The 21,618-nt window shown below is 70.3% G+C and carries 20 protein-coding genes; 7 read left to right on the forward strand and 13 right to left on the reverse strand.

Annotation, left to right across the window (positions count from 1 at the left end; genetic code table 11):
- Positions 1–72 precede the first annotated feature (72 nt).
- The gene (locus ABD716_RS12135; RefSeq protein ID WP_344777193.1) at positions 73–1,128 is read left to right on the forward strand and encodes a zinc-dependent alcohol dehydrogenase family protein; all 1,056 of its coding nucleotides are present in this window, start codon (positions 73–75) and stop codon (positions 1,126–1,128) included.
- 147 nt (positions 1,129–1,275) lie between these two features.
- Here ABD716_RS12135 and ABD716_RS12140 read toward each other — a convergent pair whose 3' ends face one another.
- The 10 genes from ABD716_RS12140 to dnaK all read right to left on the reverse strand — a co-directional run bounded on the left by ABD716_RS12140 (position 1,276) and on the right by dnaK (position 12,141).
- Complete coding sequence (locus tag ABD716_RS12140) at positions 1,276–1,683, reverse strand: hypothetical protein (RefSeq protein ID WP_344777194.1); 408 nt, start codon at positions 1,681–1,683, stop codon at positions 1,276–1,278.
- A 12-nt stretch (positions 1,684–1,695) separates the two neighbouring features.
- On the reverse strand, positions 1,696–2,391 hold the full coding sequence (locus ABD716_RS12145) for an NAD(P)H-hydrate epimerase (RefSeq protein ID WP_344777195.1): 696 nt from the start codon (positions 2,389–2,391) through the stop codon (positions 1,696–1,698).
- The gene (locus ABD716_RS12150) at positions 2,388–3,578 is read right to left on the reverse strand and encodes a class I SAM-dependent methyltransferase (protein WP_344777197.1); all 1,191 of its coding nucleotides are present in this window, start codon (positions 3,576–3,578) and stop codon (positions 2,388–2,390) included. Before ABD716_RS12150 ends, ABD716_RS12145 begins: the two co-directional genes overlap by 4 nt.
- Complete coding sequence (locus ABD716_RS12155; protein WP_344777199.1) at positions 3,575–6,898, reverse strand: DEAD/DEAH box helicase; 3,324 nt, start codon at positions 6,896–6,898, stop codon at positions 3,575–3,577. Before ABD716_RS12155 ends, ABD716_RS12150 begins: the two co-directional genes overlap by 4 nt.
- A 41-nt stretch (positions 6,899–6,939) precedes the next feature.
- Complete coding sequence (locus ABD716_RS12160) at positions 6,940–7,422, reverse strand: hypothetical protein (protein ID WP_344777201.1); 483 nt, start codon at positions 7,420–7,422, stop codon at positions 6,940–6,942.
- Between the two features lie 21 nt (positions 7,423–7,443).
- A complete protein-coding gene (locus tag ABD716_RS12165) occupies positions 7,444–7,923 on the reverse strand; it encodes a hypothetical protein (protein ID WP_344777203.1) in 480 nt (159 codons plus the stop codon).
- An 88-nt stretch (positions 7,924–8,011) separates the two neighbouring features.
- A complete protein-coding gene (locus ABD716_RS12170; RefSeq protein WP_344777205.1) occupies positions 8,012–8,437 on the reverse strand; it encodes a heat shock protein transcriptional repressor HspR in 426 nt (141 codons plus the stop codon).
- A 23-nt stretch (positions 8,438–8,460) separates the two neighbouring features.
- The gene (locus ABD716_RS12175) at positions 8,461–9,459 is read right to left on the reverse strand and encodes a DnaJ C-terminal domain-containing protein (protein ID WP_344777207.1); all 999 of its coding nucleotides are present in this window, start codon (positions 9,457–9,459) and stop codon (positions 8,461–8,463) included.
- A gap of 125 nt (positions 9,460–9,584) precedes the next feature.
- Entirely contained in the window at positions 9,585–10,271 is a 687-nt protein-coding gene (locus ABD716_RS12180; protein WP_344777209.1) for a nucleotide exchange factor GrpE, read from the reverse strand.
- Positions 10,272–10,275: 4 nt separating this feature from the next.
- Positions 10,276–12,141, reverse strand: coding sequence for a molecular chaperone DnaK (gene dnaK, locus ABD716_RS12185; RefSeq protein WP_344777211.1), 1,866 nt, complete (start codon positions 12,139–12,141; stop codon positions 10,276–10,278).
- Positions 12,142–12,388: 247 nt separating this feature from the next.
- Between dnaK and ABD716_RS12190 the strand changes: the two genes are divergently transcribed.
- On the forward strand, positions 12,389–12,763 hold the full coding sequence (locus ABD716_RS12190) for a PadR family transcriptional regulator (RefSeq protein WP_344777213.1): 375 nt from the start codon (positions 12,389–12,391) through the stop codon (positions 12,761–12,763).
- On the forward strand, positions 12,760–14,121 hold the full coding sequence (locus ABD716_RS12195; RefSeq protein WP_344777215.1) for a permease prefix domain 1-containing protein: 1,362 nt from the start codon (positions 12,760–12,762) through the stop codon (positions 14,119–14,121). Before ABD716_RS12190 ends, ABD716_RS12195 begins: the two co-directional genes overlap by 4 nt.
- Positions 14,122–14,385: 264 nt before the next feature.
- Here ABD716_RS12195 and ABD716_RS12200 read toward each other — a convergent pair whose 3' ends face one another.
- Positions 14,386–15,783 carry an MFS transporter gene (locus tag ABD716_RS12200; protein WP_344777217.1) on the reverse strand — a complete coding sequence of 466 codons (1,398 nt, stop codon included), beginning with the start codon at positions 15,781–15,783 and terminating at the stop codon, positions 14,386–14,388.
- Between the two features lie 146 nt (positions 15,784–15,929).
- Positions 15,930–16,892 (reverse strand): alpha/beta hydrolase, encoded by a 963-nt coding sequence (locus ABD716_RS12205; protein ID WP_344777219.1) that lies wholly within the window; start codon positions 16,890–16,892, stop codon positions 15,930–15,932.
- A 98-nt stretch (positions 16,893–16,990) separates the two neighbouring features.
- On the opposite strand from ABD716_RS12205, the gene ABD716_RS12210 reads away from it, so the two are divergent.
- Positions 16,991–17,560: a TetR/AcrR family transcriptional regulator gene (locus ABD716_RS12210; protein WP_344777221.1), complete on the forward strand. Its 570-nt coding sequence runs from the start codon at positions 16,991–16,993 to the stop codon at positions 17,558–17,560.
- Between the two features lie 13 nt (positions 17,561–17,573).
- On the opposite strand, the gene ABD716_RS12215 is transcribed toward ABD716_RS12210, so the two are convergent.
- Positions 17,574–18,419, reverse strand: coding sequence for an alpha/beta hydrolase (locus tag ABD716_RS12215; RefSeq protein ID WP_344777223.1), 846 nt, complete (start codon positions 18,417–18,419; stop codon positions 17,574–17,576).
- 90 nt (positions 18,420–18,509) lie between these two features.
- Between ABD716_RS12215 and ABD716_RS12220 the strand changes: the two genes are divergently transcribed.
- From ABD716_RS12220 to ABD716_RS12230, 3 genes are all read left to right on the forward strand, one after another.
- Positions 18,510–19,487, forward strand: a complete 978-nt coding sequence (locus tag ABD716_RS12220; RefSeq protein WP_344777225.1) for a helix-turn-helix domain-containing protein — start codon at positions 18,510–18,512, stop codon at positions 19,485–19,487.
- Between the two features lie 21 nt (positions 19,488–19,508).
- Positions 19,509–20,513 carry a magnesium transporter CorA family protein gene (locus ABD716_RS12225; RefSeq protein WP_344777227.1) on the forward strand — a complete coding sequence of 335 codons (1,005 nt, stop codon included), beginning with the start codon at positions 19,509–19,511 and terminating at the stop codon, positions 20,511–20,513.
- Between the two features lie 129 nt (positions 20,514–20,642).
- The gene (locus ABD716_RS12230) at positions 20,643–21,377 is read left to right on the forward strand and encodes a hypothetical protein (RefSeq protein ID WP_344777229.1); all 735 of its coding nucleotides are present in this window, start codon (positions 20,643–20,645) and stop codon (positions 21,375–21,377) included.
- Positions 21,378–21,618: the final 241 nt, after the last annotated feature.

Raw genomic sequence — 21,618 nt, forward strand, 5'->3', positions numbered from 1 at the left:
GCCGCGCCGGGGTTGACAGAGTAATTTCGGCCCCGTGCGGGCGTCACGGATCCGCCCGTGCAGGAGGGTGACATGAAGGCGCTCGTCTACCACGGTCCTGGGGAGAAGTCGTGGGAGGAGGTGCCGGACCCCGTCATCCTGAAGCCCACCGATGCGATCGTGAAGATCGACACAACGACGATCTGCGGCACCGATCTGCACATCCTGAAGGGCGACGTGCCCGCGGTGACGCCGGGGCGCATCCTCGGCCATGAGGGCGTCGGGACCATTACCGAGGTCGGCTCGGCTGTGACCGATCTTGCGGTCGGCGACCACGTGATCATCTCCTGCGTCTCGGCCTGCGGGAAGTGCGACTTCTGCAAGCGCGGGGTGTACTCGCACTGCCGCGCCGACGAGGGTGCGCCCGGCATCGGCTGGATCTTCGGGCACCTGATCGACGGCACCCAGGCCGAGTACGTGCGTGTGCCGTTCGCTGAGACCTCGCTCTACCGCGTGCCCACGGGGGTGCCTGATGAGCTGGCGGTGCTGATCAGCGACATCCTGCCCACCGGGCACGAGATCGGAGTGCGCTATGGGGCGGTGTCGCCAGGCGACGTGGTGGCGGTGGTCGGCGCCGGGCCGGTCGGACTCGCCGCGATGGCGACGGCGGGGCTGTACGGCCCGTCGCGGGTCATCGCGATCGACACCGACGCGAACCGGGTCGAGCAGGCGAAGCGGTTCGGGGCGACCGACGGCGTCGTCGCGACGGATGCCGACTGGAAGGAGCAGGTCTTCGCCATGACCGACGGGCTCGGCGTCGACGTCGCGATCGAGGCCGTTGGCATTCCCGCCACCTGGGACATGTCGCTCGACATCGTGCGCCCCGCCGGTCACGTCGCCAACGTCGGCGTGCACGGGGCGCCGGTCTCGTTCCACCTCGAGGACAAGTGGATCGCGAACCTGACCATCACCACCGGCCTCGTCAACACCGACACCTCGCCGATGCTCATCAAGCTGCTGGCGCAGGGCAAGCTCGACGTCGCGGGGTTCGTTTCGCACCACTTCGCGCTCGGCGACATCCTTTCGGCCTACGACACCTTCAGCCGGGCGGCCGAGACGAAAGCGCTGAAGGTGATCCTCACGGCGTGATCGGATGCCGCGCCGGCGGCTCCTCGAATACGCCGTACTCGCGGCTGACCCGAGGCTGAACCGCGGCTTTGAGCGCGAGTGCTGCGTACGCCGATCGCGGCCGACCGCGTGCTTCGCCGAGGGGTGCCGCGCGGGGGGAGTTCCCGATCATTCCGCCGTTGCGGCACCCCTCGGCAGCGCACGAACCGCCAGAACGAGGAAGACCGCCACAGCAGTTACTGCCGCGAGGCCGGAGCCGACGGAGCTCAGCTGCAGGGCGTGGGGGATCGGCCTGCCCGCATCGGCAAGGTCGAATTCGACTGCCCAGAGCTCGCCGTACATGACCGCCCCCGCAGTACCGACCACCAGGGCCGTTCCTGCCCACCAGACTGTGCGCCAGCGCTTGGCCGCCCGAGCTCGGTCCGCGATCAGCACGGCTCCGATCACCACGATCACGAGGGCACCCGCCGCGCTGAGGATAAACGAGAGGGCGAGGCCAAGCACGAGGAGGGCCGCACCGCCGATGAGGCCGACCAGCGCCGTTCGCCGCAGAGACCTCGACCGCGTGTCCTCCATATGCCGACTATGTCAGCGGGCCTCGTCGCCGGGAAGCACCACTAACGGGGTCAGCTTCTCGAGGTCGGCCGCCAGGCCGATGTCGTGCACGCGGACCTCGCCCGCGACGTCGCGCGCCGGCGACAGCAGCAAGCCCGCCTTCGCCCCGCCGAAGGTCACGGTGACGTCGGCACGCAGCACCGCCGCCGGGTCGGGCACCTCGCCCGTGTCGGGGTGGATGCCGCTCGGGATGTCGACCGCGACGACGAGCCCCGACGGCTTCGCGGCCACGACCGCCGCGACGAGGTCGCGGACCTCGCCGCGCAGGCGCGGGTCGGGGCTGGTGCCCGTGCCGAGGATGCCGTCGACGATGAGATCGGCGGATGCCGCGCACTTCGCCGCGCCCCGCGTGACCACGGTGGCCCCCGCGGCGAGCGCGGCGGCGAGACCGGCCTCGTGAACGCGGCTCGAGGTGCGCACGAGCTCGACGCGCGCGCCCTGCCTGGCCAGGGCCGCGGCAGCGAACAGGGCATCGCCGCCGTTGTTGCCGCCGCCCACGAGCACCACCACCCGGGCGTGCGCCGGCGAGATTCCCTCGGCCTCCAGCATCCGAACGCACTCCCGCGCGAGCGCGGCGGACGCGCGCTCCATCAGCGGCTCGCCCGCGGCCAGGTGCGGCGCCTCGGCGGCGCGCACCTGCTGGGCCGAATACCCCCGCATACCCGTCATCGCTTCAGTGAACTCGTGATCGTGAACTTGCTGTTGCGCGCGACCTGGCGTGTCTCGCCGACGAGCCGCCGCAGCGTCGGCTGGTAGCGCAGATGGGAGTTGAACACGACGCGCAGCTCGCCGCCGGGCGCGAGCACGCGCGCGGCATCCTGGATCAGGCGAATGCCGACATCGACGGTGACCGTCGTGCCCGTGTGGAACGGCGGGTTGAGCACGATCAGCTCTGCGCTCGCATCGGGCAGGGTGCCGAGCGCGTCGTCGCGCACGACCGTGACGCGATCGTCGAGGCGGTTGAGCCTCATCGTCTCGCGGGCGGATGCCACCGCCGCAGCCGACTGGTCGCAGGCGTGCACCCGCAGGCCCGGGCGCGCCGCCGCAAGTGCCGCCGCGATGATGCCGGTGCCGCAGCCGAGGTCGATGGCGGTGGCGGCGTCGGGCTTCGCGTCGGCGAGGTGCTCGAGCAGGAAGCGGGTGCCGATGTCGAGGGATGCCCCGGCGAAGACCCCGCCGTGAGCCGAGACGGTGATGCCCGGCGGGTCGATCACGGCGGTCTTCGGCCAGGTCGCCCGCTCTTCCGTTGGTCGAGTAGCCCGCGCGTAGCCGGTCGCAGAGCGAGCTACTCGACCGACGGGGGCGGGGGCGGCAGACGCGGGCCCACTCGCCGTCAGCACCCTGGCCTTCTGGCGCGCGAGCCCCGCCCGCACCTCGCCGAAGTGCCGCCCGAGGACCTCGTTCTGCGCGAGGGTCATGTGCTTGACCATGCCGCCGGCGAACACGGTGACCTCGGGCGCGGCGTGGGCGGCGATCAGCGCCGCCCACTCGTCGAGCTGGTCGAGGGACTTCGGCAGGCGCAGCAGCACCGCTGTGGCATCCGCGACGAGATCGGGAACCAGATCGAGCGACGTGAACGAGCCCGAGCTGCCGAGCCGCTCGGCGTTGGCCGCAAGCGCGCGCTCGCCGAGCAGGGGGTCCTGGTGCACCCGCACCGCGCGCGCCCCGAGCGCCGCCGCGCCCAGCGTCAGCGCGCCGAAGGCGTCGCCGATCACGGCCACCGCGTGCGGCCGGGACTTGGCGAGCGCGGCCGCGGCGGTGTCGAGCAGCAGCCGGTCGGCGGCGTCGGCGGCGACGAGGTTCGGCGCCTCGACGTCGGGCCAGCGGCGCAGCGCGCGCAGATCGATGCCGCTCACAGCTCGAGCAGCCCCGTGATGTCGTCGGCGGTGAGCAGCTCGCTGAAGGTGCCGTCGTCGTCGAGCACCTGCCCGAACAGCTCGGCCTTCTCGTCGCGCAGTTTCATCACCTTGTCTTCGATGGTGCCATCGGCGACGAGCCGGTACACGTTGACCGCAGCCGACTGCCCGATGCGGTGAGCCCGGTCGACCGCCTGCGCCTCTGACGCCGGGTTCCACCACGGGTCGAGCAGGAACACGTAGTCGGCCTCGGTGAGGTTGATACCGAAGCCACCGGCCTTGAGCGAGATGAGGAAGACCGGCGCGGCGCCGCTCTTGAAACGCGCGATCACCTCTGCGCGATTCGTCGTCGAGCCGTCGAGGTACTCGTAGTCGATGCCCGCCTCGGCGAGCCGGGCCTCGACGCGGTGCAGATAGGACGTGAACTGGCTGAACACGAGAGCGCGGTGGCCTTCGGCGACGACCTCGTCGAGGTTCTCGAGCAGGGCGTCGAGCTTGGCGCCGGGCACTCCCTCGTATTGCTCGTCGATCAGCGCGGGGTCGAGGGCGAGCATGCGCAGCAGCGTGAGCGAGCGGAACAGGATGAACCTCTGACGGTCGAGGTCTTCCTTCACGAGCCCGAGCAGCTTCTGCCGCTCGCGCTGCAGGAACTGCTCGTAGAGCCGGCGGTGCCGAGGCGAGAGCTCGACCCTGATCACCTGCTCCTGCTTGGGCGGCAGCTCGGGTGCGACGAGCGCCTTCGTGCGCCGCAGCAGGAAGGGCCGCACCCGCCGGCGCAGCTTCGCGATCACGCGCTGCGCATCGGCCGCACTGATGCCGGCAGGCACCGCGTCGGGCCCTCGCACGTGCGACAGGGGGCGCACGTACTGCTCGGTGAAGCGCCTGAGGCTCGGGAACAGCCCCGGCGCGACGATGTCGAGGATCGACCACAGCTCGAGCACGTTGTTCTCGAGGGGGGTTCCCGTGATCGCCAGCTTGAACGGGGCATCCACCGCCTTCGCGCACTCGTGCGCCCGACTGCGATGGTTCTTGACGAACTGCGCCTCGTCGAGCACGAGACCCGCCCAGCGCACGTCTTCGACGTCGTCGAAGTCGAGCCGGAACAGGTTGTAGGACATCACGACGACGTCGTTCGCCTTCGCGAGGTCTGCCAGCTTGTGGGCGGCGCGCAACTGAGTGCGGGTGACGGATGCCACACGCAGACCGGGCGCGAACCGGGCGGCCTCTGCGACCCAGTTCGAGACGACGGATGCCGGCGCGACGACGAGCCACGGCGCCGCACGCGAGTGCAGCATCAGCGCGAGCGTCTGCAGCGTCTTCCCGAGGCCCATGTCGTCGGCGAGGACGCCGCCGAGCCCGTGCTCGTAGAGGTAGGCGAGCCACGAGAACCCGGCGAGCTGGTACTCGCGCAGCTCGGCGGTGAGACCGGCCGGCACCGGGGGCGCCGCCGGTGGGGCATCCGTCAACGCCCTCACCTGTTCCTGCCAGGCGCGCGTCGCCTCGGACGAGTCGGCCAGGTCTTCGAAGTCCCGCCACAGCTCGACCTGCGTGCGATGCAGCGAGAGCGCGCCCGACTCCCATTCCTTCAGCTCGCCCGCCTCGGCGATCAGCTCGCGCAGCCGGTCGAACTCGGGTCGCGCGAGGCTCAGGTGGCTGCCGTCGACGAGCATCAGGCGCGAGCTGCCGTTCGACAGCGCTGTGAACAGGGGCCCGAACGGCACCACGTGGTCGCCGATCTGCACGGTGAACCCAAGGTCGAGCCAATCGCGCTCGTCGGTCTCGATCGCGCGCACGCTGAACGTCGGCGCTTCGGTGAGCTCGCGGTAGTCGGGGCGCTCACCCACCGTCTCGATGCGGAGCGCGTCGATCTGCTCGAGCTCGGGCACGACGCGCTCGATGAAGTCGGCGGCGTCGAACTCGTGCAGCAGTGCCGGTTCCGGGTAGTCGACCAGCGGCTTGCCGCCTGAGCTCAGCACTCGGCGCACCTCGTGGGCGACGGCGGCCACCAGCCCGACATCTCTCGTCTCGGCCTGCCACTCCCAGTCGACCCGCAACGCGTGGTCGGGCCCGAAGGTGAGCGTCAGCACCAGTGTCGGCGGTTCGAGCACGGGAAGCTCGACGGTGTCGCCGCCGTCGAAGGCGACCCCCGTGAGACGCGGATAGAAATCGGCGAAGAACTCGTCGCGGTCGTCGGCCGGAATCACGAGCTCGCCCGCGTCGAGCAGCGCCTTCGCCTCGGCGCCGAGCGGGTGCGGCAGCGGGCCGAGCCGCACGAGCGGCTCTTTGAGGCCGAGCCACTCGACGGCGACCAGGCCGTGCCTGCCGATGGCGGCGACCGTGGCCGCCGCGTCGGACGGCAGCTCGACACCGTCGAAGCGCGCGCCGGCGCGCAGCCGCAGGTCGTGCGTGCGCGCACGCTCTTCGAGGCGGCCGACGAGCTCGGCGGCCCCCGCGCGTGCGACCGACCCGTTCAGGCCGACCAGCTCGATGCCGCGCGTACGGGCGTCATCGAACAGGCTCCACAGCAGCGGGCTCTCGAACTCGTCGAGCACGAGCCGCTTCGCGTCCTGCCCGATGTAGCGAGGCTGGCTGGCGCGCGCGAGCGCAGCGAACTCGCCGAACCAGCGGGCCTGGTGCGGGTCGAAGCGGTAGCCGGACAGGTCATAGCCGATCTTCGACCAGTCGGTGTCGGCGGCGACCCAGCCGCGTGCGCCGGGGGTGGCGATGCGCATCGTGACGACGAGCAACCCGCTCGACTTCGCGGTGGCCGCCTGGGTGGTCTCGTTGGCGTGCCCCCACCGGCCCAGACTGCGGCGCACGCGCTCGCGCACCTCGAACTGCAGCGCGAGCGGGGGGACGCGCTCGGAGCTCGGCGGGTGCGCGACGGCTTCCGAACCGGCCGCCGCGCCCGAGAGGATGCGGCGCCACTCGGGCGCGCGAGGCGAGGGAGACGCCGCAGCGGTGCCCGTCGACACTCCGGGCTGCAGCGGATTGCGTGCGCCCGGCAGCTCGCGCGCACGTTCCGCGCTCGCCAGCATCAGCGCCGCCGCGTGCTTGCAGCGCGTGCCGATGAAGCACGTGCAGGTCGATGAGATCGGATGCCAGCGGCCGGCCTGCTCGGTCAGGAAGACCTCGCACCGGTACGGCGTCTCTTCCGAGCCGGCGACCGTTCCCTCGAGCACCCGCTGGCCGGCATCCCAGGCGAGTCGATGAATGGACCCGTCGCGCGCGTACGGGCGGGCACGCTCGATCGCCCCCTCGCCGACGAAGTCGCGCACATAGCTGAGCGCGACGGCGGGGAGTCGCTCGGAGCCAGGCACGCCCACCATGCTGGCACGCGCCGCCGACACTGCGCCGGGCGTCAGCGTCGCGGCGGGAAGACCTCGGGGTGCTCACGCGCGAGCTGCATGACCGCGCCCGGGCGGTATTCGAGCACGTTGGCGAACGCCGCGTACGTCGTGGCGGGCTCGACCGTGCGCACGAGCCGCCACATGCGGCGCTTCGCGCCCCGCTCGGCGCCGAGCGAGCAGTAGTAGAGAACGACGCCGGTCAGCAGCAGCATCGTGCCGAAGAATGCCCCGATGCCGGGGCCGCCCCATGCGATGAGGCCGATGACGACGAGCACGACACCGACCGCCGTTCCCCAGATGAAGAACTGCCCCGCCAGCCCGGCGAGGATCGCCCCGCGCCCGTAGCGCCGCGCGAGACGATCACCGAAGTACGGCGCCCAGTGCCGTCGCCTGTCGCGAGCGTTCTGCCACGTGGTGACGAAGAACAGGCGGAAGATGGTCGGCTGCCCTGCCGCGGGTTCTGGTCGCGCGCCCCCCGGCGCGGAATCCGTCATGCCGCGACTCTATCGACGACATCAGCCGCGCGGCGGGAAGACCTCGGGGTTCGCCTGTGCGATCGCGCGCAGCCTGCTCGGGTCATAGTCGAGGTACTCGTGCAGCTCGCCGCGCGACGCCCGCGGATTCACCGTGCGCAGGTGCGCGAGCAGCTCGGTGACGGCCCCGCGCCGTGAGGCGAGGCCCACGTAATAGAGCACGAGCCCGGTGAAGATCGCGAGCAGTCCGGCGGCCACGCCGATCGGTATGCCTGCGCGGTTGCCGATGGCGAAGGAACCGGCCACGACGAGGACGACGCCGCCGATGAATCCCCACACATAGAACTGGATGGCGAGGCCGAAGAAGAGCGGCATCCGCGCATACTTGCGCGCGAGGCGCGGGCCCATGACCGATGTCCACGTCGATCGCACGCCGCGCGCGTTCGCCACGGGGTGGAGATAGACCGACGGCAGGGTGGCGAGGGCGCGGTAGAACTCGTCATCGTCGGCGGCGTCGGTCATGAGGCGACCCTAGCGGTCGCCGCCGTGGCCCGGCATCCGCACGCTGCGCACAACGCCGCGCGGGCGGGCTCGCGAGCAGGCGGGCGGGTCAGTCCAGCGGGCCCCACGGGCGCCACACGACCACCTGGTCGCGGCGCTCGGTGCGCGTGCCCGCGCGCATCGGCACGACCTCGCCGGTGAGGCCGGAGGCGAAGACGCGGCGGCCCGGCCGCTGCATCAGGGCGTCGGCCAGCGTCGACTCGAGCTCGCGCACCCGCTGCTGCAGCGCGCGCACCTCGTTCTCGAGCGAGAGGACGCGGCGGATGCCCTCGAGCGAGACGCCCTCGGCCGAGAGCCGGGCGATCTCGCGCAGCTGCGCGACGTCGCGCAGCGAGTACCTGCGCGACTTGCCCGCGGTGCGCGTCGGCTCGACGAGGCCGAGGCGATCGTACTGGCGCAGGGTCTGGGGATGCAGCTCCGCGAGCTCCGCCGCAGCGGCGATCGCGAACAGCGGAGTGTCCTGATCGACGTCCATTTCGTGCACCTTGGTTACTTCACTCAATCACGCGCCCGCGTGAGCAGGTCTTCGCGCGGATTCTCCTTCGGAAGCTTGCTCGCGAACTCGAGCAGCGCGTTCTCGGCCTCGGCCGACAGGTGCGACGGCACCGCCACCTGCACGACGGCGAGCAGATCGCCCGTGCCCTTGTCGGTCTTCACGCCGCGGCCCTTGACGCGCAGCACGCGGCCAGAGGGCGTGCCGGGGGCGACCTTGAGCTTCACGGGCGCGCCCTCGAGCGTCGGCACCTCGATCGTCGCGCCGAGCGCGGCCTCGACGAAGGTCACCGGAACGTTGACGCGCAGGTTGAGCCCGTCGCGCTCGAAGACCGGATGCTTGCGCACGCTCACATGGAGGATCAGGTCGCCGGCCTCGCCGCCGTCGGGGCTCGGGTAACCGCGACCGCGCAGACGGATCTTCTGCCCGTCGGAGACGCCGGCGGGGATCTTCACCTTGATCGGCTTGCCGCCGGCTCCGCTCAGGCTGAGCGTCTCGCCGCGCGTGGCGGCGAGGAAGTCGAGCGTCGTCGACGCCTCGAGGTTCTGGCCGCGGGTCGGGCCGCCGTAGCCGCGGAAGCCACCGGACGTCTGGCCGAAGCGGCCGCCGCCGAACAGCCCGCCGAGCAGGTCGTCGTAGTCGGCCCCGCCGGTCTGATAGCTGAAGCCGCCCGTGCGGCCCGGGCCGGCGCCGCCGCCGAACATCGAGCCGAAGACGTCCTCGAAGCCGCCCGCGCCGCCGGAGCCGGGGGCGGTGAACCGCGCCCCGGACCCCATGGCACGGATCTGGTCGTACTCCGCGCGCTGGTCCTTGTCTGACAGCACCGAGTACGCCTCGCTGATCTCCTTGAAGCGCGCCTCAGCGGCGGCATCCCCGGGGTTCGAATCGGGGTGGTACTGCCGCGCGAGCTTGCGATAGGTCTTCTTCAGCTCGGCCTCTGACACGTCTTTGCTGACGCCGAGCACCTTGTAGAAGTCCTTGTCGAACCAGTCCTGACTGGCCAACGCGCCTCCTTGATCGGATGCCGGTGGTCGAGTGGGTCGCCCTGCGACCGTATCGAGACTTTTTCCTGCGTGAGAAGGGTCTCGATACGCTCGCTGCGCTCGCTACTCGACCACCGGGTGAGTGGTTATTCGGATGGGGTGGCGACGACCACGCGCGCCACGCGCACGAGGGTCGAGCCCACGGTGTAGCCGGTCTCGACCACGTCGAGAACGGTCGTCTCGGTCGCGCCGGGGGTGGGCTGCTGGAAGATCGCCTCGTGCTTCTGCGGGTCGAAGACCTCGCCGACCTCGCCGAACGGCTTGACGCCGAGCTTGTCGACGGCGCCGCGCAGCTTGGCCGCGATGGTCTGGAACGCGCCTTCGCCCTCGAGGTCGCCGTGCTTCTGGGCACGGTCGAGGTCGTCGAGCACGGGCAGCAGCACCTTGACCGCGTCGCGCACGGCGCGCTCGCGCACCTGCTCGCGCTCGCTCTCGGTGCGGCGGCGGTAGTTCGCGTACTCGGCGGTCACCCGCTTGAGGTCCGCGAGGTGCTCGGCGCTCGGGTCGGATTCCTCGGCCTCGGCGGCCGCGAGGATGTCCTCGACGAACAGCTCGTCGTCGCCGTTCTCGGTGCCGCCTGCGCCTTCCTGCTGATCGCGTGCCGAACCGGCAGAACCGTCGGCTGCGGCCCCCTCAGGGGACGAGGCCTCGGCCTCGCCCCCCTCGGCTGTCTCAGGCTGGCGCAGCTTCCCGGTCTCGGGGTCGATGCGCCGCTTGTCGCGGACGATCGGCTCCTCGCGCTGTTCGTGCTTGTCGCTGTTCTCGTCCGTCATCGCCTTACTTCTTCTCGTCCTCGTCGTCGACGACCTCGGCGTCGACCACGTCCTCGTCGGAGGCGCCGTCGGCGGAGGCATCCGCGCTCTCGCCCTGCGCACCAGCGGCCTGCTCGGCCTGGCCCGACGCGTAGATCGCCTCGCCCAGCTTCTGCTGGCTCTGCGAGAGCTTCTCGAACGCGGTCTTCACGGCCTCGTCGTCCTCGCCGGCGAGCGCGGTCTTGAGCGCGTCGACATCGCCCTGGACGTCGGACTTGACGTCCTCGGGCAGCTTGTCCTCGTTGTCCTTGATGAGCTTCTCGATCGAGTAGACGAGCTGCTCGGCCGAGTTGCGCACCTCGGCGGACTCGCGGCGGCGCTTGTCCTCGGCGGCGTGCTCCTCCGCCTCCTTGACCATGCGCTCGATGTCCTCCTTCGGCAGCGACGAGCCGCCGGTGATGGTCATCGACTGCTCCTTGCCGGTGCCCTTGTCCTTGGCGGACACGTGCACGATGCCGTTCGCGTCGATGTCGAAGGTGACCTCGATCTGGGGGATGCCCCGGGGCGCCGGCGCGATGCCGGTGAGCTCGAAGGTGCCGAGCGCCTTGTTGTCGCGGGTGAAGTCGCGCTCGCCCTGGAAGACCTGGATCGCGACCGACGGCTGGTTGTCGTCGGCGGTCGTGAAGGTCTCGCTGCGCTTCGTCGGGATGGCGGTGTTGCGCTCGATGAGCTTGGTCATGATGCCGCCCTTGGTCTCGATGCCGAGGCTCAGCGGGGTGACGTCGATGAGCAGCACGTCCTTGCGCTCACCCTTGAGGACGCCGGCCTGCAGGGCCGCGCCCACGGCGACAACCTCGTCGGGGTTGACGCCCTTGTTGGGCTCCTTGCCGCCGGTCTCCTGCTTGACGAGCTCGCTGACCGCGGGCATGCGGGTCGAGCCGCCGACGAGCACGACGTGCGCGATGTCGGAGACCTTGATGCCGGCCTCCTTGATGACGTCCTGGAACGGCTTCTTCGTGCGGTCGAGCAGGTCGCTGGTCATCTGCTCGAACTGCGCGCGGGTCAGGGTCTCGTCGAGGTTGGCCGGGCCGTTCTCGGTGAGCGACAGGTAGGGCAGCTGGATGCTCGTCGACATCGAGGAGCTGAGCTCCTTCTTCGCCTGCTCCGCGGCCTCCTTGAGGCGCTGGAGCGCGATCTTGTCGTTCGCGACGTCGACGCCGGTCGACTCCTTGAACTTCTTGATCAGGTGGTCGACGATGCGCTGGTCCCAGTCGTCGCCGCCGAGGCGGTTGTCGCCGGCGGTCGCGCGCACCTGGATGGTCGAGAAGTCCTCGTCCTTGCCGACCTCGAGCAGCGAGACGTCGAAGGTGCCGCCACCCAGGTCGAAGACGAGGATGAGCTCGTCCTCCTTGCCCTTGTCGAGGCCGTAGGCGAGCGCCGCAGCGGTCGGCTCGTTGATGATGCGCAGCACGTTGAGGCCCGCGATCTCGCCGGCCTCCTTCGTGGCCTGGCGCTCGGCGTCGTTGAAGTAGGCGGGAACCGTGATGACGGCGTCGGTGACCGTGTCGCCGAGGTACTGCTCGGCGTCGCGCTTGAGCTTGGCGAGGATGCGCGCCGAGATCTCCTGCGGGGTGTACTGCTTGCCGTCGATCTCCTTCTTCCAGTCGGTGCCCATGTGGCGCTTGACGGAGGAGATGGTGCGGTCGACGTTGGTCACGGCCTGGCGCTTGGCGGTCTCGCCGACGAGCACCTCGCCGTCCTTCGTGTACGCGACGACCGACGGGGTGGTGCGGAAGCCCTCCGCGTTCGCGATGACGGTCGGCTCGCCACCCTCGAGAACGGCGACCACGGAGTTGGTGGTTCCGAGGTCGATACCTACTGCACGTGCCATGTTGATTGGCCCTCTCTCTTTCACGTTGGTCGAGAAACGCGCGGAGCTTGCGGAGCGCGCGTCTCGAAACCAGAAGTTCGCGTGGGCGACTGGCTTGAGCCGCCCGGACTCAACTTTATCGAGGGGCGGATGCCTGCGCAATCACAGCCTCGAAAACTTGAGTCTGCTCGTATCAACTTCTCAGGGCCGCCGATTCTTCCCATACCTAGATCTGCGAGGTATGGTGTGCGAAGAACAGGAGGCGCGCATGCGACTGGCGAAGGATCTGATGGCGGCGACATCCGCCCCGCTCGTGCTCGCGATTCTCAGCGAGGGCGAGAGCTACGGCTACGCGATCATCGCGCGGGTGCGCGAGCTCTCCGACGGCGAGATCGAGTGGACCGACGGGCTGCTCTACCCGCTGCTGCACCGGCTCGAAGGCGCCGAGCTCGTGGCCTCGCACTGGGGGCTGGCCGAGAGCGGCCGCAAACGCCGCTACTACGCGATCACGGATGCCGGCCGCGCCGAGCTCGCCGAGCACCGCAAGCAGTGGAGCACCGCGGTCAACACCCTGGCGCACGCCTTCGGCGCCGCCGGCCGGCTGTGGCCCGCGTTCGCCCCAGCGACGGCGGTCGCGCGATGAGCCGGGGCGACACCGGCCGGGCCGACGGCCTCGACCCCGAGTCGGCCATCGCCTCGTGGCGGGCATACCTCGTGTCTCGCGGCTCGCTGTCCGACGGCGACGCCGACGAGCTCGAGGACCACCTGTGCAGCCAGATCGACGCCCTGCGTGCGGCGGGTCTCGACGCCGACGAAGCCGTGCTGATCGCGGTCAAGCGCATGGGCCGGCAGGACGAGATCGCGGGGGAGTACGCCCGTGAGAACTCGCGGCGGCTCTGGAAGCAGCTCGTGGTGGCCGGGTCGCCCGCGCGGCCGCGGCGGCTCGACGGCGGGGTGATCATGCTCGCCTTCGCCGTGCTCGCCGCGCTGCTCGCCAAGCTCCCCTGGCTGCTCGGCGCGGCGATCGCCCCGGCGGTGCTCGGCGGTGCCGTGCTCGCCATGGCGACGCTCGCCGTCTCGGTGGCGTGGCGCACCCGGCCGCCGCGCGCCCTCGTCGCGGCATCCGCCGTCGGCTTCGCCGTGATCTTCGTGCTCGCGCTCGCCTACCCGTTCGGCGGCAGGGGCGACACGCTCGTGATCTTCGGGCTGCACGCGCCCATCGTGCTGTGGCTGCTGATCGGCCTGCTCTACGCCGGCGCCGGCTGGCGCACCGCGGCCGGCCGCATGGACTTCGTGCGCTTCACCGGCGAGTGGATCGTCTATCTCGCGCTGATCGCCCTCGGCGGCGGGGTGCTCATGGGCATCACGGCGGCGGTGTTCTCGGCGCTCGGCGCCGACCCGTCGACCGTGCTCATCGAGTGGGTGGCGCCGTGCGGGGCGGCAGGGGCAGCGGCCGTCGCGGCGTGGCTCGTCGATTCCAAGCAGGAGGTCATCGAGAACATGGCGCCCGTGCTGGGCCGCGTGTTCACGCCGCTGTTCACGATCGCCGTGCTGGCGATGCTGGCCGGCGCCGTGGTGACGGGAGGCTTCGGCGCCTATCGCGAGGTGCTGATCGTCGTCGACGTGCTGCTGGTGGTGGTCACAGGGCTCGTGCTCTACGTGCTCTCGGCGCAGCAGCCGACCGCGCGCCCCGGCTGGACGGAGCGCCTGCAGCTGCTGCTCGTGCTCGCCGCCTTCGCACTCAACGGCTTCGCCCTCGCCGCGATGCTCGGCCGCATCGGCGACGGCGGGTTCACGCCGAATCGCGTGGTCGCGCTCGGCGTGAACCTCGTGCTGCTGGTCGGGCTCGCCGGCACGGCCTGGCTGCTCGCTCGCCGCGCATTCCGAGCGGATGCCTCGACCAGACGACTCCTCGCGTGGCAGACCGGCTACCTGCCGGTCTACGGAGCGTGGGCCCTGGCCGCGGCGGTAGTCGTCCCCCCGATCTTCGCCTTCGCCTAGCCCTCCCCCGTTCCCCGTTCCCCTCCATCCACGTCATCCACCTCATTCACCTCATTCACCTCATTCACCCGAGGTGTGAGTTCGGGCCGTCTCTTCGCCGAAAAGGCGACCCGAACTGCCCCGAAGAGTGAGTTTGGGCGGCGCGCCGGGGACGCCCGGGGATGCGCCGGGGAAGCCCGGGGATGCCCGCGGAAGCCCCGGGAGCCCGCGGAAGCTTGGGGATGCCCCGAGACGGGGTGGAACGGCGGGAACGGCGGCGGCGCGTCAGGCCGCGACGGGCTCCGACTCGGATTCCGCGGCGAGCACGGTGGCCTCGTCGCGGCGGTCCTCTGCCCGGCGCCGCGCGACCCGCGCCGCCGCGATCGAGCTGACGAGCGTGATCACAGAGAGCGCGCCGAGCATGACGCCGGGGTGCCACCACGCGTTGTGGCTGGCATCAGCGAGCAGCTGCGTCAGCAGGGGCACGAACCCCGCGAGGGCCGCCGCGATGGCATAGGCCAGAGACAGTGCGCTGTAGCGGATCGAGCGGTCGAAGGCATCCGCCATCAACCCGCCGAGTCCCGACCAGGCGAGCGTCGGCAGCAGGCCGCCGACGACCATCGTGCCCGCGAGGATCAGGAAGGTCGCGCGCGGCAGCAGGGCATACATCGGGAACGCGATCACGAGGGTGGCGGCGGCGCCGATGGCGACGATCCAGGCCGAGCCGATGCGGTCGGCCCACAGCCCGAACAGCGGGATCGCCGCGATCTCGACGAGGCTTCCGATGATCGTCGCGAGGAACAGGGCCTGGGGTGAGAAGCCGAGCACCGAGGTGCCGTAGCTCGTCGTATAGGTGTTCATCAGCGAGTACGAGCCGATGCCGAGCATGGCCGCGCCGACCGCGACGACCAGCATGACCGGCTGGCGGCGGAAGACGTCGAGGACGGGAAGCCGCGTGACCCGCCGGGCCGTCTGGAGCGCGGCGAAGACCGGTGTCTCGGTGATCGTCACGCGCAGATAGAGCGACAGAGCGAGCAGCGGCAGGGCGAACAGGAACGGCAGACGCCAGCCCCAGCCGGCGAGCGCGTCGGCGCTCATGGTGGAGCTCAGCAGCAGGAACAGCCCGCCGACGATGACGGTGCCGATCGGCGAGCCGAGCTGCGGAATCGCGGCGTAGAACCCGCGGCGGCGGGCTGTCGAGTGCTCGACGCCGATGAGGATCGCGCCACCCCACTCGCCGCCGAGCGACAGGCCCTGGATGACACGCAGGGCGACGAGCAGCACGGGCGCCCAGATGCCGATGCGGTCGTAGGAGGGCAGCACGCCGATGAGGGCCGTCGAGACTCCCATGATGCCGACCGTCCAGATCAGGGCGCGGCGGCGGCCGATGCGGTCGCCGAGGTGCCCGAAGACGATCGCGCCGATCGGGCGCACGAGGTACGAGGTCGCGAGCGTGAGGAACGCGGCGAGGGTGCCCACGGCGTGGTTCTCGGCGGGGAAGAACACCGACGCGCTGAACAGGGCGCTGAAGTAGCTGAAGACGTAGAAGTCGTAGGACTCGAGAGAGGTCCCGACGAGTGAGGCGAGCGTGACGCGCGTGGCGACCCGGTCGGAGGCGGAGACAGCAGGGACTGCGGAGGACGCGGAGTTGGCACTTAGCCCCGCGTCAGGAGTTCTGACCATCCCTCCAACCTACGTCGGGGCGCGCACTGGCGCAGACCGGGGCGCCCGGGATTACGCTGCTCGGATCCGCTTCGCGCTGCTCGGATCCGAGGCGCGTGAAGAGGATCCGAGCAGCGCGAGTGGAGGCCGCGACGGCGAGCGGATGCCTACGCCGACAGCACGTCGCTGAGGAACGCCACCGCCTGAGCGATCGCGCCCTTCGCGGCGAAGGTGTCGTGCAGCCCGTTGACCATCACGAAGTCGTGCACGATGCCCTGGTAGCGCACGGCGGTCGTGGGCACTCCGGCCCGGCGCAGCTTGGCGGCATACGCCTCGCCCTCATCGCGCAGCACGTCGGCCTCGCCGGTGATCACCAGCGCGGCCGGCAGGCCCGCGAGCTGCTCGAGCGACGCGCGCAGCGGCGACGCCGTGATCTCGGCGCGCTGCGCCTCGTCGGTCGTGTACTGGTCCCAGAACCACTTCATGCCCTCGCGGGTGAGGAAGTAGCCCTCAGCGAACTCCTCGTACGAGGCAGTGTCGAAGTTCGCGTCGGTGACGGGGTAGAAGAGCAGCTGGCCCTTGATGTCGACCCCGCCGCGCTCTTTGGCGAGCAGCGTCAGCGCGGCGGTCATGTTGCCGCCGACCGAGTCGCCGGCGACCGCCAGCTTCGTGGCATCCAGCCCCTTCGAGGCGCCCGACGCGACGATCCACTGCGCGGTCGCCCAGACCTGCTCGAGCGCGTGCGGGTAGCGGGCCTCGGGCGAGCGGTCGTACTCGGGGAAGACGACCGCGGCGTGAGCGCCGATGGCCAGGTCGCGCACGAGGCGGTCGTGCGTGTGCGCGTCGCCGAAGACCCAGCCGGCGCCGTGCGTGTAGAGGATGACCGGCAGCGAGCCGGTCGCGCCGACGGGCTTCACGATGCGCACCTTGACCGAGCCGGTCGGGCCGCCGGGGATCTCGACCCATTCCTCGTCGATCTCGGGCTTGAAGATCGGCTCGTCCTGCACGCCGTCGACGGCCTTGCGGCCCTCTTCAGGGGCGAGCTGATAGAGGAACGGGGGCTCGCTCGTGGCATCCACGAATGCCTGCGCCGCCGGTTCGAGGGAGATGTTCTTGGGGTTGCCGCTCATGGGAATCGCGCTCCTTCTGCACTGTTGAGAACGGTCGTTCTCGCATCTGTCAGCCAATCTAGAGAACGATCGTTCTCGCTGTCAAGTAGACTGGCCACATGAACGCGAAGACCACGGAAGAGGGCCGCCGGCAGAAGATCGTGGACGCCGCGGACGAGCTGTTCTACGCCCGCGGAATCGGCCAGGTCGGCATGGATGCGGTGCGCGACGCGGCCGGCGTCTCGCTGCGTGCGCTCTACAACGAGTTCCCCGCGAAGGACGAGCTGATCATCGCCGTGCTCGGCAAGCGCCACCGCATGTGGACCGAGGGCGTGACGGCCAAGGTCGACGCGATCCGCGAGCCGCGCGCGAAGCTGCTCGCGGTCTACGACTACCTCGCCGAGTGGTTCGACGAGTCCGACTTCCGCGGCTGCGGCTTCATCAACGCCTTCGGCGAGCTCGGCGCCGCCAACCCGCGCGTGGCCGAGACCGTGCGCGATCACAAGGCCGACTTCCAGCGCTACGTCGACTCCCTCGTGCAGGCGGCCGGCGGCCCGGCATCCCTCGGCCCTCAACTCGCGATCCTCGCGGAAGGCGCGCAGACCACTGCCGCGATCGCAGGCACGACGGATGCCGCGCGCCATGCCCGCGCGGCCGCCGAGGCGCTCATCGCCGCCGCCGGCATCTGACGCGACGAGCCCGTCATCTCGGAAACCTGCCGAAGAAGTCGAGGGCCAGGCGGGCGACGTCGGCCCAACCATGATCGATGGTCAGCGAGTGGCCCCGCTCGGGAACCTCGACGATCTCGGTCACGCCGGGGTTGTGCGACTGCAGCTTGTACATGGAGCGCGTGATCGCGAGCGGAATCGTATTGTCAGCAGCGCCCGCGATGATCAGCAACGGGCCGCGCTTCGGTGTGCGCGTGTCGGCCGAAGCCTCGCTCCATGGGTTGAAGTTCGCGGTGGCCGCCTGGAAGAGGGGCGCACCGGATGCCGCCACGTGATACGTCTCGTAGAGTTCGCGCGCCTCGGTCTCGTCGAGGTTGTTCGCCCAGCCGTACGTGAACTGATCGAAGGTGAGGGCGATGGCGCGCCCGACGTTCACCGGGTTGCCGAGGACCGGTGCACCCGACTTGAGTGACGACCACGGTACGGGCAGCACGCCGCGGAAGGGCGCGGGGTCGATCGCGACCGTGGCGCGGGCGGCGCCCTCACCCGCCATCCTCTGCACGATGAGCCCGCCGAAGGAGTGGCCGACGAGGTACGGCTTCGTGTGCAGGCGGCTGACGGCGTCGAGGTAGTGGTCCGTCACCCTGCCGACCATCTTGTGCGCGAACACCTGCGGGTCGGCCTTCGCCTCTTCCACCGTGGCCGGATCGTCCGGCCAGCCGGGCGCGATCGTCGCGTAGCCGTTCTCCTCGAAGAGCTCGCGCCAGTGCTGCCAGCTGTTCGAGAGCAGCCACAGCCCGTGCACGAACGCGACGACGGGCTTGCCGCTCCCGTTCGCAGCCTCGATCTCGCTCGCCTCTGCCTTCGTCACATCGCTCATGGGGGCACGCTAGAAACTGCGCCCGCGAGCGTCTTGATCTGCAGGCATCGGACTCTTGCCGGGGCGCGCACTGCGGGCAGATGATTACCCATGCCCTTCGTGCTGGGCGGCCTCCCCGACGCTGAATCCGTTGAGTTGCTGCGCGCGGCGTTCCGCGATTACCCGATGCCTCTCGAACTTCGTCCGCGTTGGGCGCGCCAGGTGAAGGCGCGTTTCGACGGTCGTGACCTCGGCGGTCTGCGGATCGAGGAGTTCCGCATCGAGGGCGCGTCCGGCGATGTCGAGCGCCGGGTGACAACCCGAGACAGCGCTGTGCCTGCCCAGCTCACCGTGCACGTGCCTCAGCCGTTCTCGGCACAGCAGCTGCACCAGGACGGACGAAGCGCTCATCCGCGCGCAGGCGATCTCGTTCTCAGCACAACGCAGCTGCCGTTTACGACGAGCCAGACCGGCTCCGGCCGCCAGTTCACCTTCACGTTCGGCTACGACGAGCTCGGACTGCCCAGCCAGCTCCTGCTGCCGCTCGTCGCGCACACCATCTCGGGGCGCGACGGGCTTGCGCGCGTCGTCGCCGCTTTTCTCTGCGCGACTGCGGCCGCAGCGCTCGGCACCGGGTCGAAGCCGCCGCAGGCGGGTCTCGAATCGCTCCCCGAGCCGGCCCTGCACTTGGTGCGCGGCCTGATCCTGAGCCTTCACGGAGACGAGCTCGGCGCCCGTGAGCCTCTCGCAGCCAGCCTCGCTGAGCGGTTACTGCAATACGCGGACGCCCACCTCGGCGACTCCGACCTGTCAGCCGAGGAGCTCGCCGCGATGCATGGCATCTCGACCCGCTACGTCTACGTCGTCCTCTCGCGACGCGGCGTCACGTTGGGCGATTGGCTGCGCGAGCGCCGCCTCGAGCGAGCCGCCAGCATGCTGCGCGAGGCGAGGTCGCCGCGCCTCACGGTCGCCGCGATCGCAGCGTCCGTAGGCTTCGGCGACCAGGCTCACTTCACGCGCTCCTTCAAGGCGCGCTTCGGCATGACGCCGACCCAGTGGCGTGACGACGGCGCCGACGTTCCGATGTAGGCGTCGACTAGCGTTGCGCCCATGGGGACGCTGCGCTCGCTCGTGTGGGACCACGACGGTCACGTGATCGCGACGGACTTCCCGTTCGAGCAGATCTCGGACTACCTCGCCCGCGACGACGTGCTCACCTGGGTCGACCTGTGCGAGCCCGACCACTCCGATCTGAATGCGCTCGCAGGCGAGCTCAGCCTCGACCCGAACGCCGTCGAAGACGCGATCGCGCACGTCGAGCGGCCGAAGGCACTGCGCTATGCGAGCCACACCTTCTTCACGGCATACGCCGCCGCCTACGACACCGAGAACGAGCCGGACGACGACGACCGCGCCGGGCGCCTGCGGCTCGACAAGGTGTCGGCCTTCGTGTTCGAGCACGGGCTCATCACGGTGCGCAGCCCCGAGTTCGACATCGACGAGCTCGTCGCGCGGTGGAACGACAACTCGGATCTGCTGCGCTACGGTGTCGGCGCCCTCGTGCACGGGCTGCTCGATGCCGTCGTCGACAGCCACTTCGACGCGGTGCAGGTGCTCGACGACGCGATCGAGGGGCTCGAGGACGTGCTGTTCGACGAGCGGGTCCTCGCCACACGCGTGCAGCGCGCCACCTATCGCCTGCGCAAGGAGCTCGTGCAGCTGCGCCGCATCGTGCTGCCGATGCGCGAGGTGGTGAACGGCGTGCTGCGCCACCGCCGCGACGCGGGGTCGCCGCGCGAGCTCGACGCGTCGTACGACGACCTCTACGACCACGTGCTGCGCGTCACCGAGTGGACCGAGTCCTTGCGGGACATGGTCTCGGCCCTCTTCGAGACGAACCTCTCGTTGCAGGACTCGCGCCTCAACAACGTCATGAAGAAGCTGACCAGCTGGGCCGCGATCATCGCCGTGCCGACGGCGGTCACCGGCTACTTCGGGCAGAACGTGCCGTACCCGGGCTACGGCACGTGGTGGGGGTTCGTGGCGAGTGCGGCGGTGATGGTCGTCGCAGCAGGCATCCTCTATGTCGTCTTCAAGCGGAAGAGCTGGATCTAGCGCCGCTCACCTGCCTCTGGCCGGTGCCAGGGTCGTTTGCTACCCTCGCAAAGTCGCGTCCTACCCCCGTACAGGGCGCGGATCGAACCGTGGTGATTCCGACCCTTTCATCGCACCCCCGCTGATTCCATGACCGATTTCCCCACCCGCCGATCGCTGCGCCAGGCTCCTCCCGCTTCGAAGGGGAAGGCCCAGGGCCGCAGGCGCGCAGAGCGCACCCGCTCGCGCGGCCACATGGCGACCGCCGGGGCGGCGACGCTGCTGCTCGTCGGCAGCGCCCTGGTCGCGATTCCGGCGGATGCCGCGACCGTGAGCTCGCACACGCTCTATGCGAGCCAGCTGCTCGCGCACACGCAGTCGCTGACCGTGCGCTCAGACGTCAAGGGTGACGCCGTCGAGAACACGACCTTCGAGTCGTCCACCTTCACCAGCCCGGGCGGCACTCCGGCGCTCACGGTCGGCGGGGTCACCAACGCCGACTGGGCCGCCCTCGTGCTGCAGGACGCGGGGCTGCCGGTCACGCAGAACAACGTCACGGTCATCCTGCAGTGGATGGACTCCGAGAACTCGCCGCAGAGCTGGTACCTGCGCAACAACCCGCTGAACAACGGGCTCGGCTCGGGCGGCGGGGGCGGCTTCGGCAGCTACGCGAACCTGCGCATCGCTGCGTCGTATGTGGCGAAGCAGCTGGACCGCTCGCTGTTCGCAGGCATCCACGATGCATTGGCAGCGGATTCCGCACCCGCGGTCACCGAGCAGGCGATCATCGCCTCGCCCTGGGCTAGCAGCCACTACGGGTACGGGTCGCGCTTCCACGCCGTGAACGTGCCGATCGTGGCGGCGCCGGTCTCCGCCTGGGGGTAGCGGCTCGTTCGCTCGTCTCGGAGCTTTGGCTGGGCGGCTCGGCTGCCCGCTGGTCGACTCGGCGAAGCCGAATGGAGACCCTCTCCCTACACGTGAACGAGGGAACCCTTCCTGATGCGGCCGAGCTCGCAGGGGCGACGGGATGTCTCGCCGAGACGTTCCAAAACGGGGCCTCGCCGCGGGCGGTTTCAGGTGGTGAGTGCAACACCTTGATTCGTGGGGAGTGTTGCGTTGTCGCATG

Origin of the sequence: Gryllotalpicola kribbensis, from assembly GCF_039538245.1 — a bacterium.
Taxonomy (GTDB): domain Bacteria; phylum Actinomycetota; class Actinomycetes; order Actinomycetales; family Microbacteriaceae; genus Gryllotalpicola; species Gryllotalpicola kribbensis.

What these genes read in the sequence shown, in the direction of transcription:
- ABD716_RS12135 (WP_344777193.1), top strand. Translation starts at nt 73, where the DNA reads ATGAAGGCGCTCGTCTACCACGGTCCTGGGGAGAAGTCGTGGGAGGAG.
- ABD716_RS12140 (WP_344777194.1), bottom strand. Translation starts at nt 1,683, where the DNA reads ATGGAGGACACGCGGTCGAGGTCTCTGCGGCGAACGGCGCTGGTCGGC.
- ABD716_RS12145 (WP_344777195.1), bottom strand. Translation starts at nt 2,391, where the DNA reads ATGACGGGTATGCGGGGGTATTCGGCCCAGCAGGTGCGCGCCGCCGAG.
- ABD716_RS12160 (WP_344777201.1), bottom strand. Translation starts at nt 7,422, where the DNA reads ATGACGGATTCCGCGCCGGGGGGCGCGCGACCAGAACCCGCGGCAGGG.
- ABD716_RS12165 (WP_344777203.1), bottom strand. Translation starts at nt 7,923, where the DNA reads ATGACCGACGCCGCCGACGATGACGAGTTCTACCGCGCCCTCGCCACC.
- ABD716_RS12170 (WP_344777205.1), bottom strand. Translation starts at nt 8,437, where the DNA reads ATGGACGTCGATCAGGACACTCCGCTGTTCGCGATCGCCGCTGCGGCG.
- ABD716_RS12180 (WP_344777209.1), bottom strand. Translation starts at nt 10,271, where the DNA reads ATGACGGACGAGAACAGCGACAAGCACGAACAGCGCGAGGAGCCGATC.
- dnaK (WP_344777211.1), bottom strand. Translation starts at nt 12,141, where the DNA reads ATGGCACGTGCAGTAGGTATCGACCTCGGAACCACCAACTCCGTGGTC.
- ABD716_RS12190 (WP_344777213.1), top strand. Translation starts at nt 12,389, where the DNA reads ATGCGACTGGCGAAGGATCTGATGGCGGCGACATCCGCCCCGCTCGTG.
- ABD716_RS12195 (WP_344777215.1), top strand. Translation starts at nt 12,760, where the DNA reads ATGAGCCGGGGCGACACCGGCCGGGCCGACGGCCTCGACCCCGAGTCG.
- ABD716_RS12200 (WP_344777217.1), bottom strand. Translation starts at nt 15,783, where the DNA reads ATGGTCAGAACTCCTGACGCGGGGCTAAGTGCCAACTCCGCGTCCTCC.
- ABD716_RS12205 (WP_344777219.1), bottom strand. Translation starts at nt 16,892, where the DNA reads ATGAGCGGCAACCCCAAGAACATCTCCCTCGAACCGGCGGCGCAGGCA.
- ABD716_RS12210 (WP_344777221.1), top strand. Translation starts at nt 16,991, where the DNA reads ATGAACGCGAAGACCACGGAAGAGGGCCGCCGGCAGAAGATCGTGGAC.
- ABD716_RS12215 (WP_344777223.1), bottom strand. Translation starts at nt 18,419, where the DNA reads ATGAGCGATGTGACGAAGGCAGAGGCGAGCGAGATCGAGGCTGCGAAC.
- ABD716_RS12220 (WP_344777225.1), top strand. Translation starts at nt 18,510, where the DNA reads ATGCCCTTCGTGCTGGGCGGCCTCCCCGACGCTGAATCCGTTGAGTTG.
- ABD716_RS12225 (WP_344777227.1), top strand. Translation starts at nt 19,509, where the DNA reads ATGGGGACGCTGCGCTCGCTCGTGTGGGACCACGACGGTCACGTGATC.
- ABD716_RS12230 (WP_344777229.1), top strand. Translation starts at nt 20,643, where the DNA reads ATGACCGATTTCCCCACCCGCCGATCGCTGCGCCAGGCTCCTCCCGCT.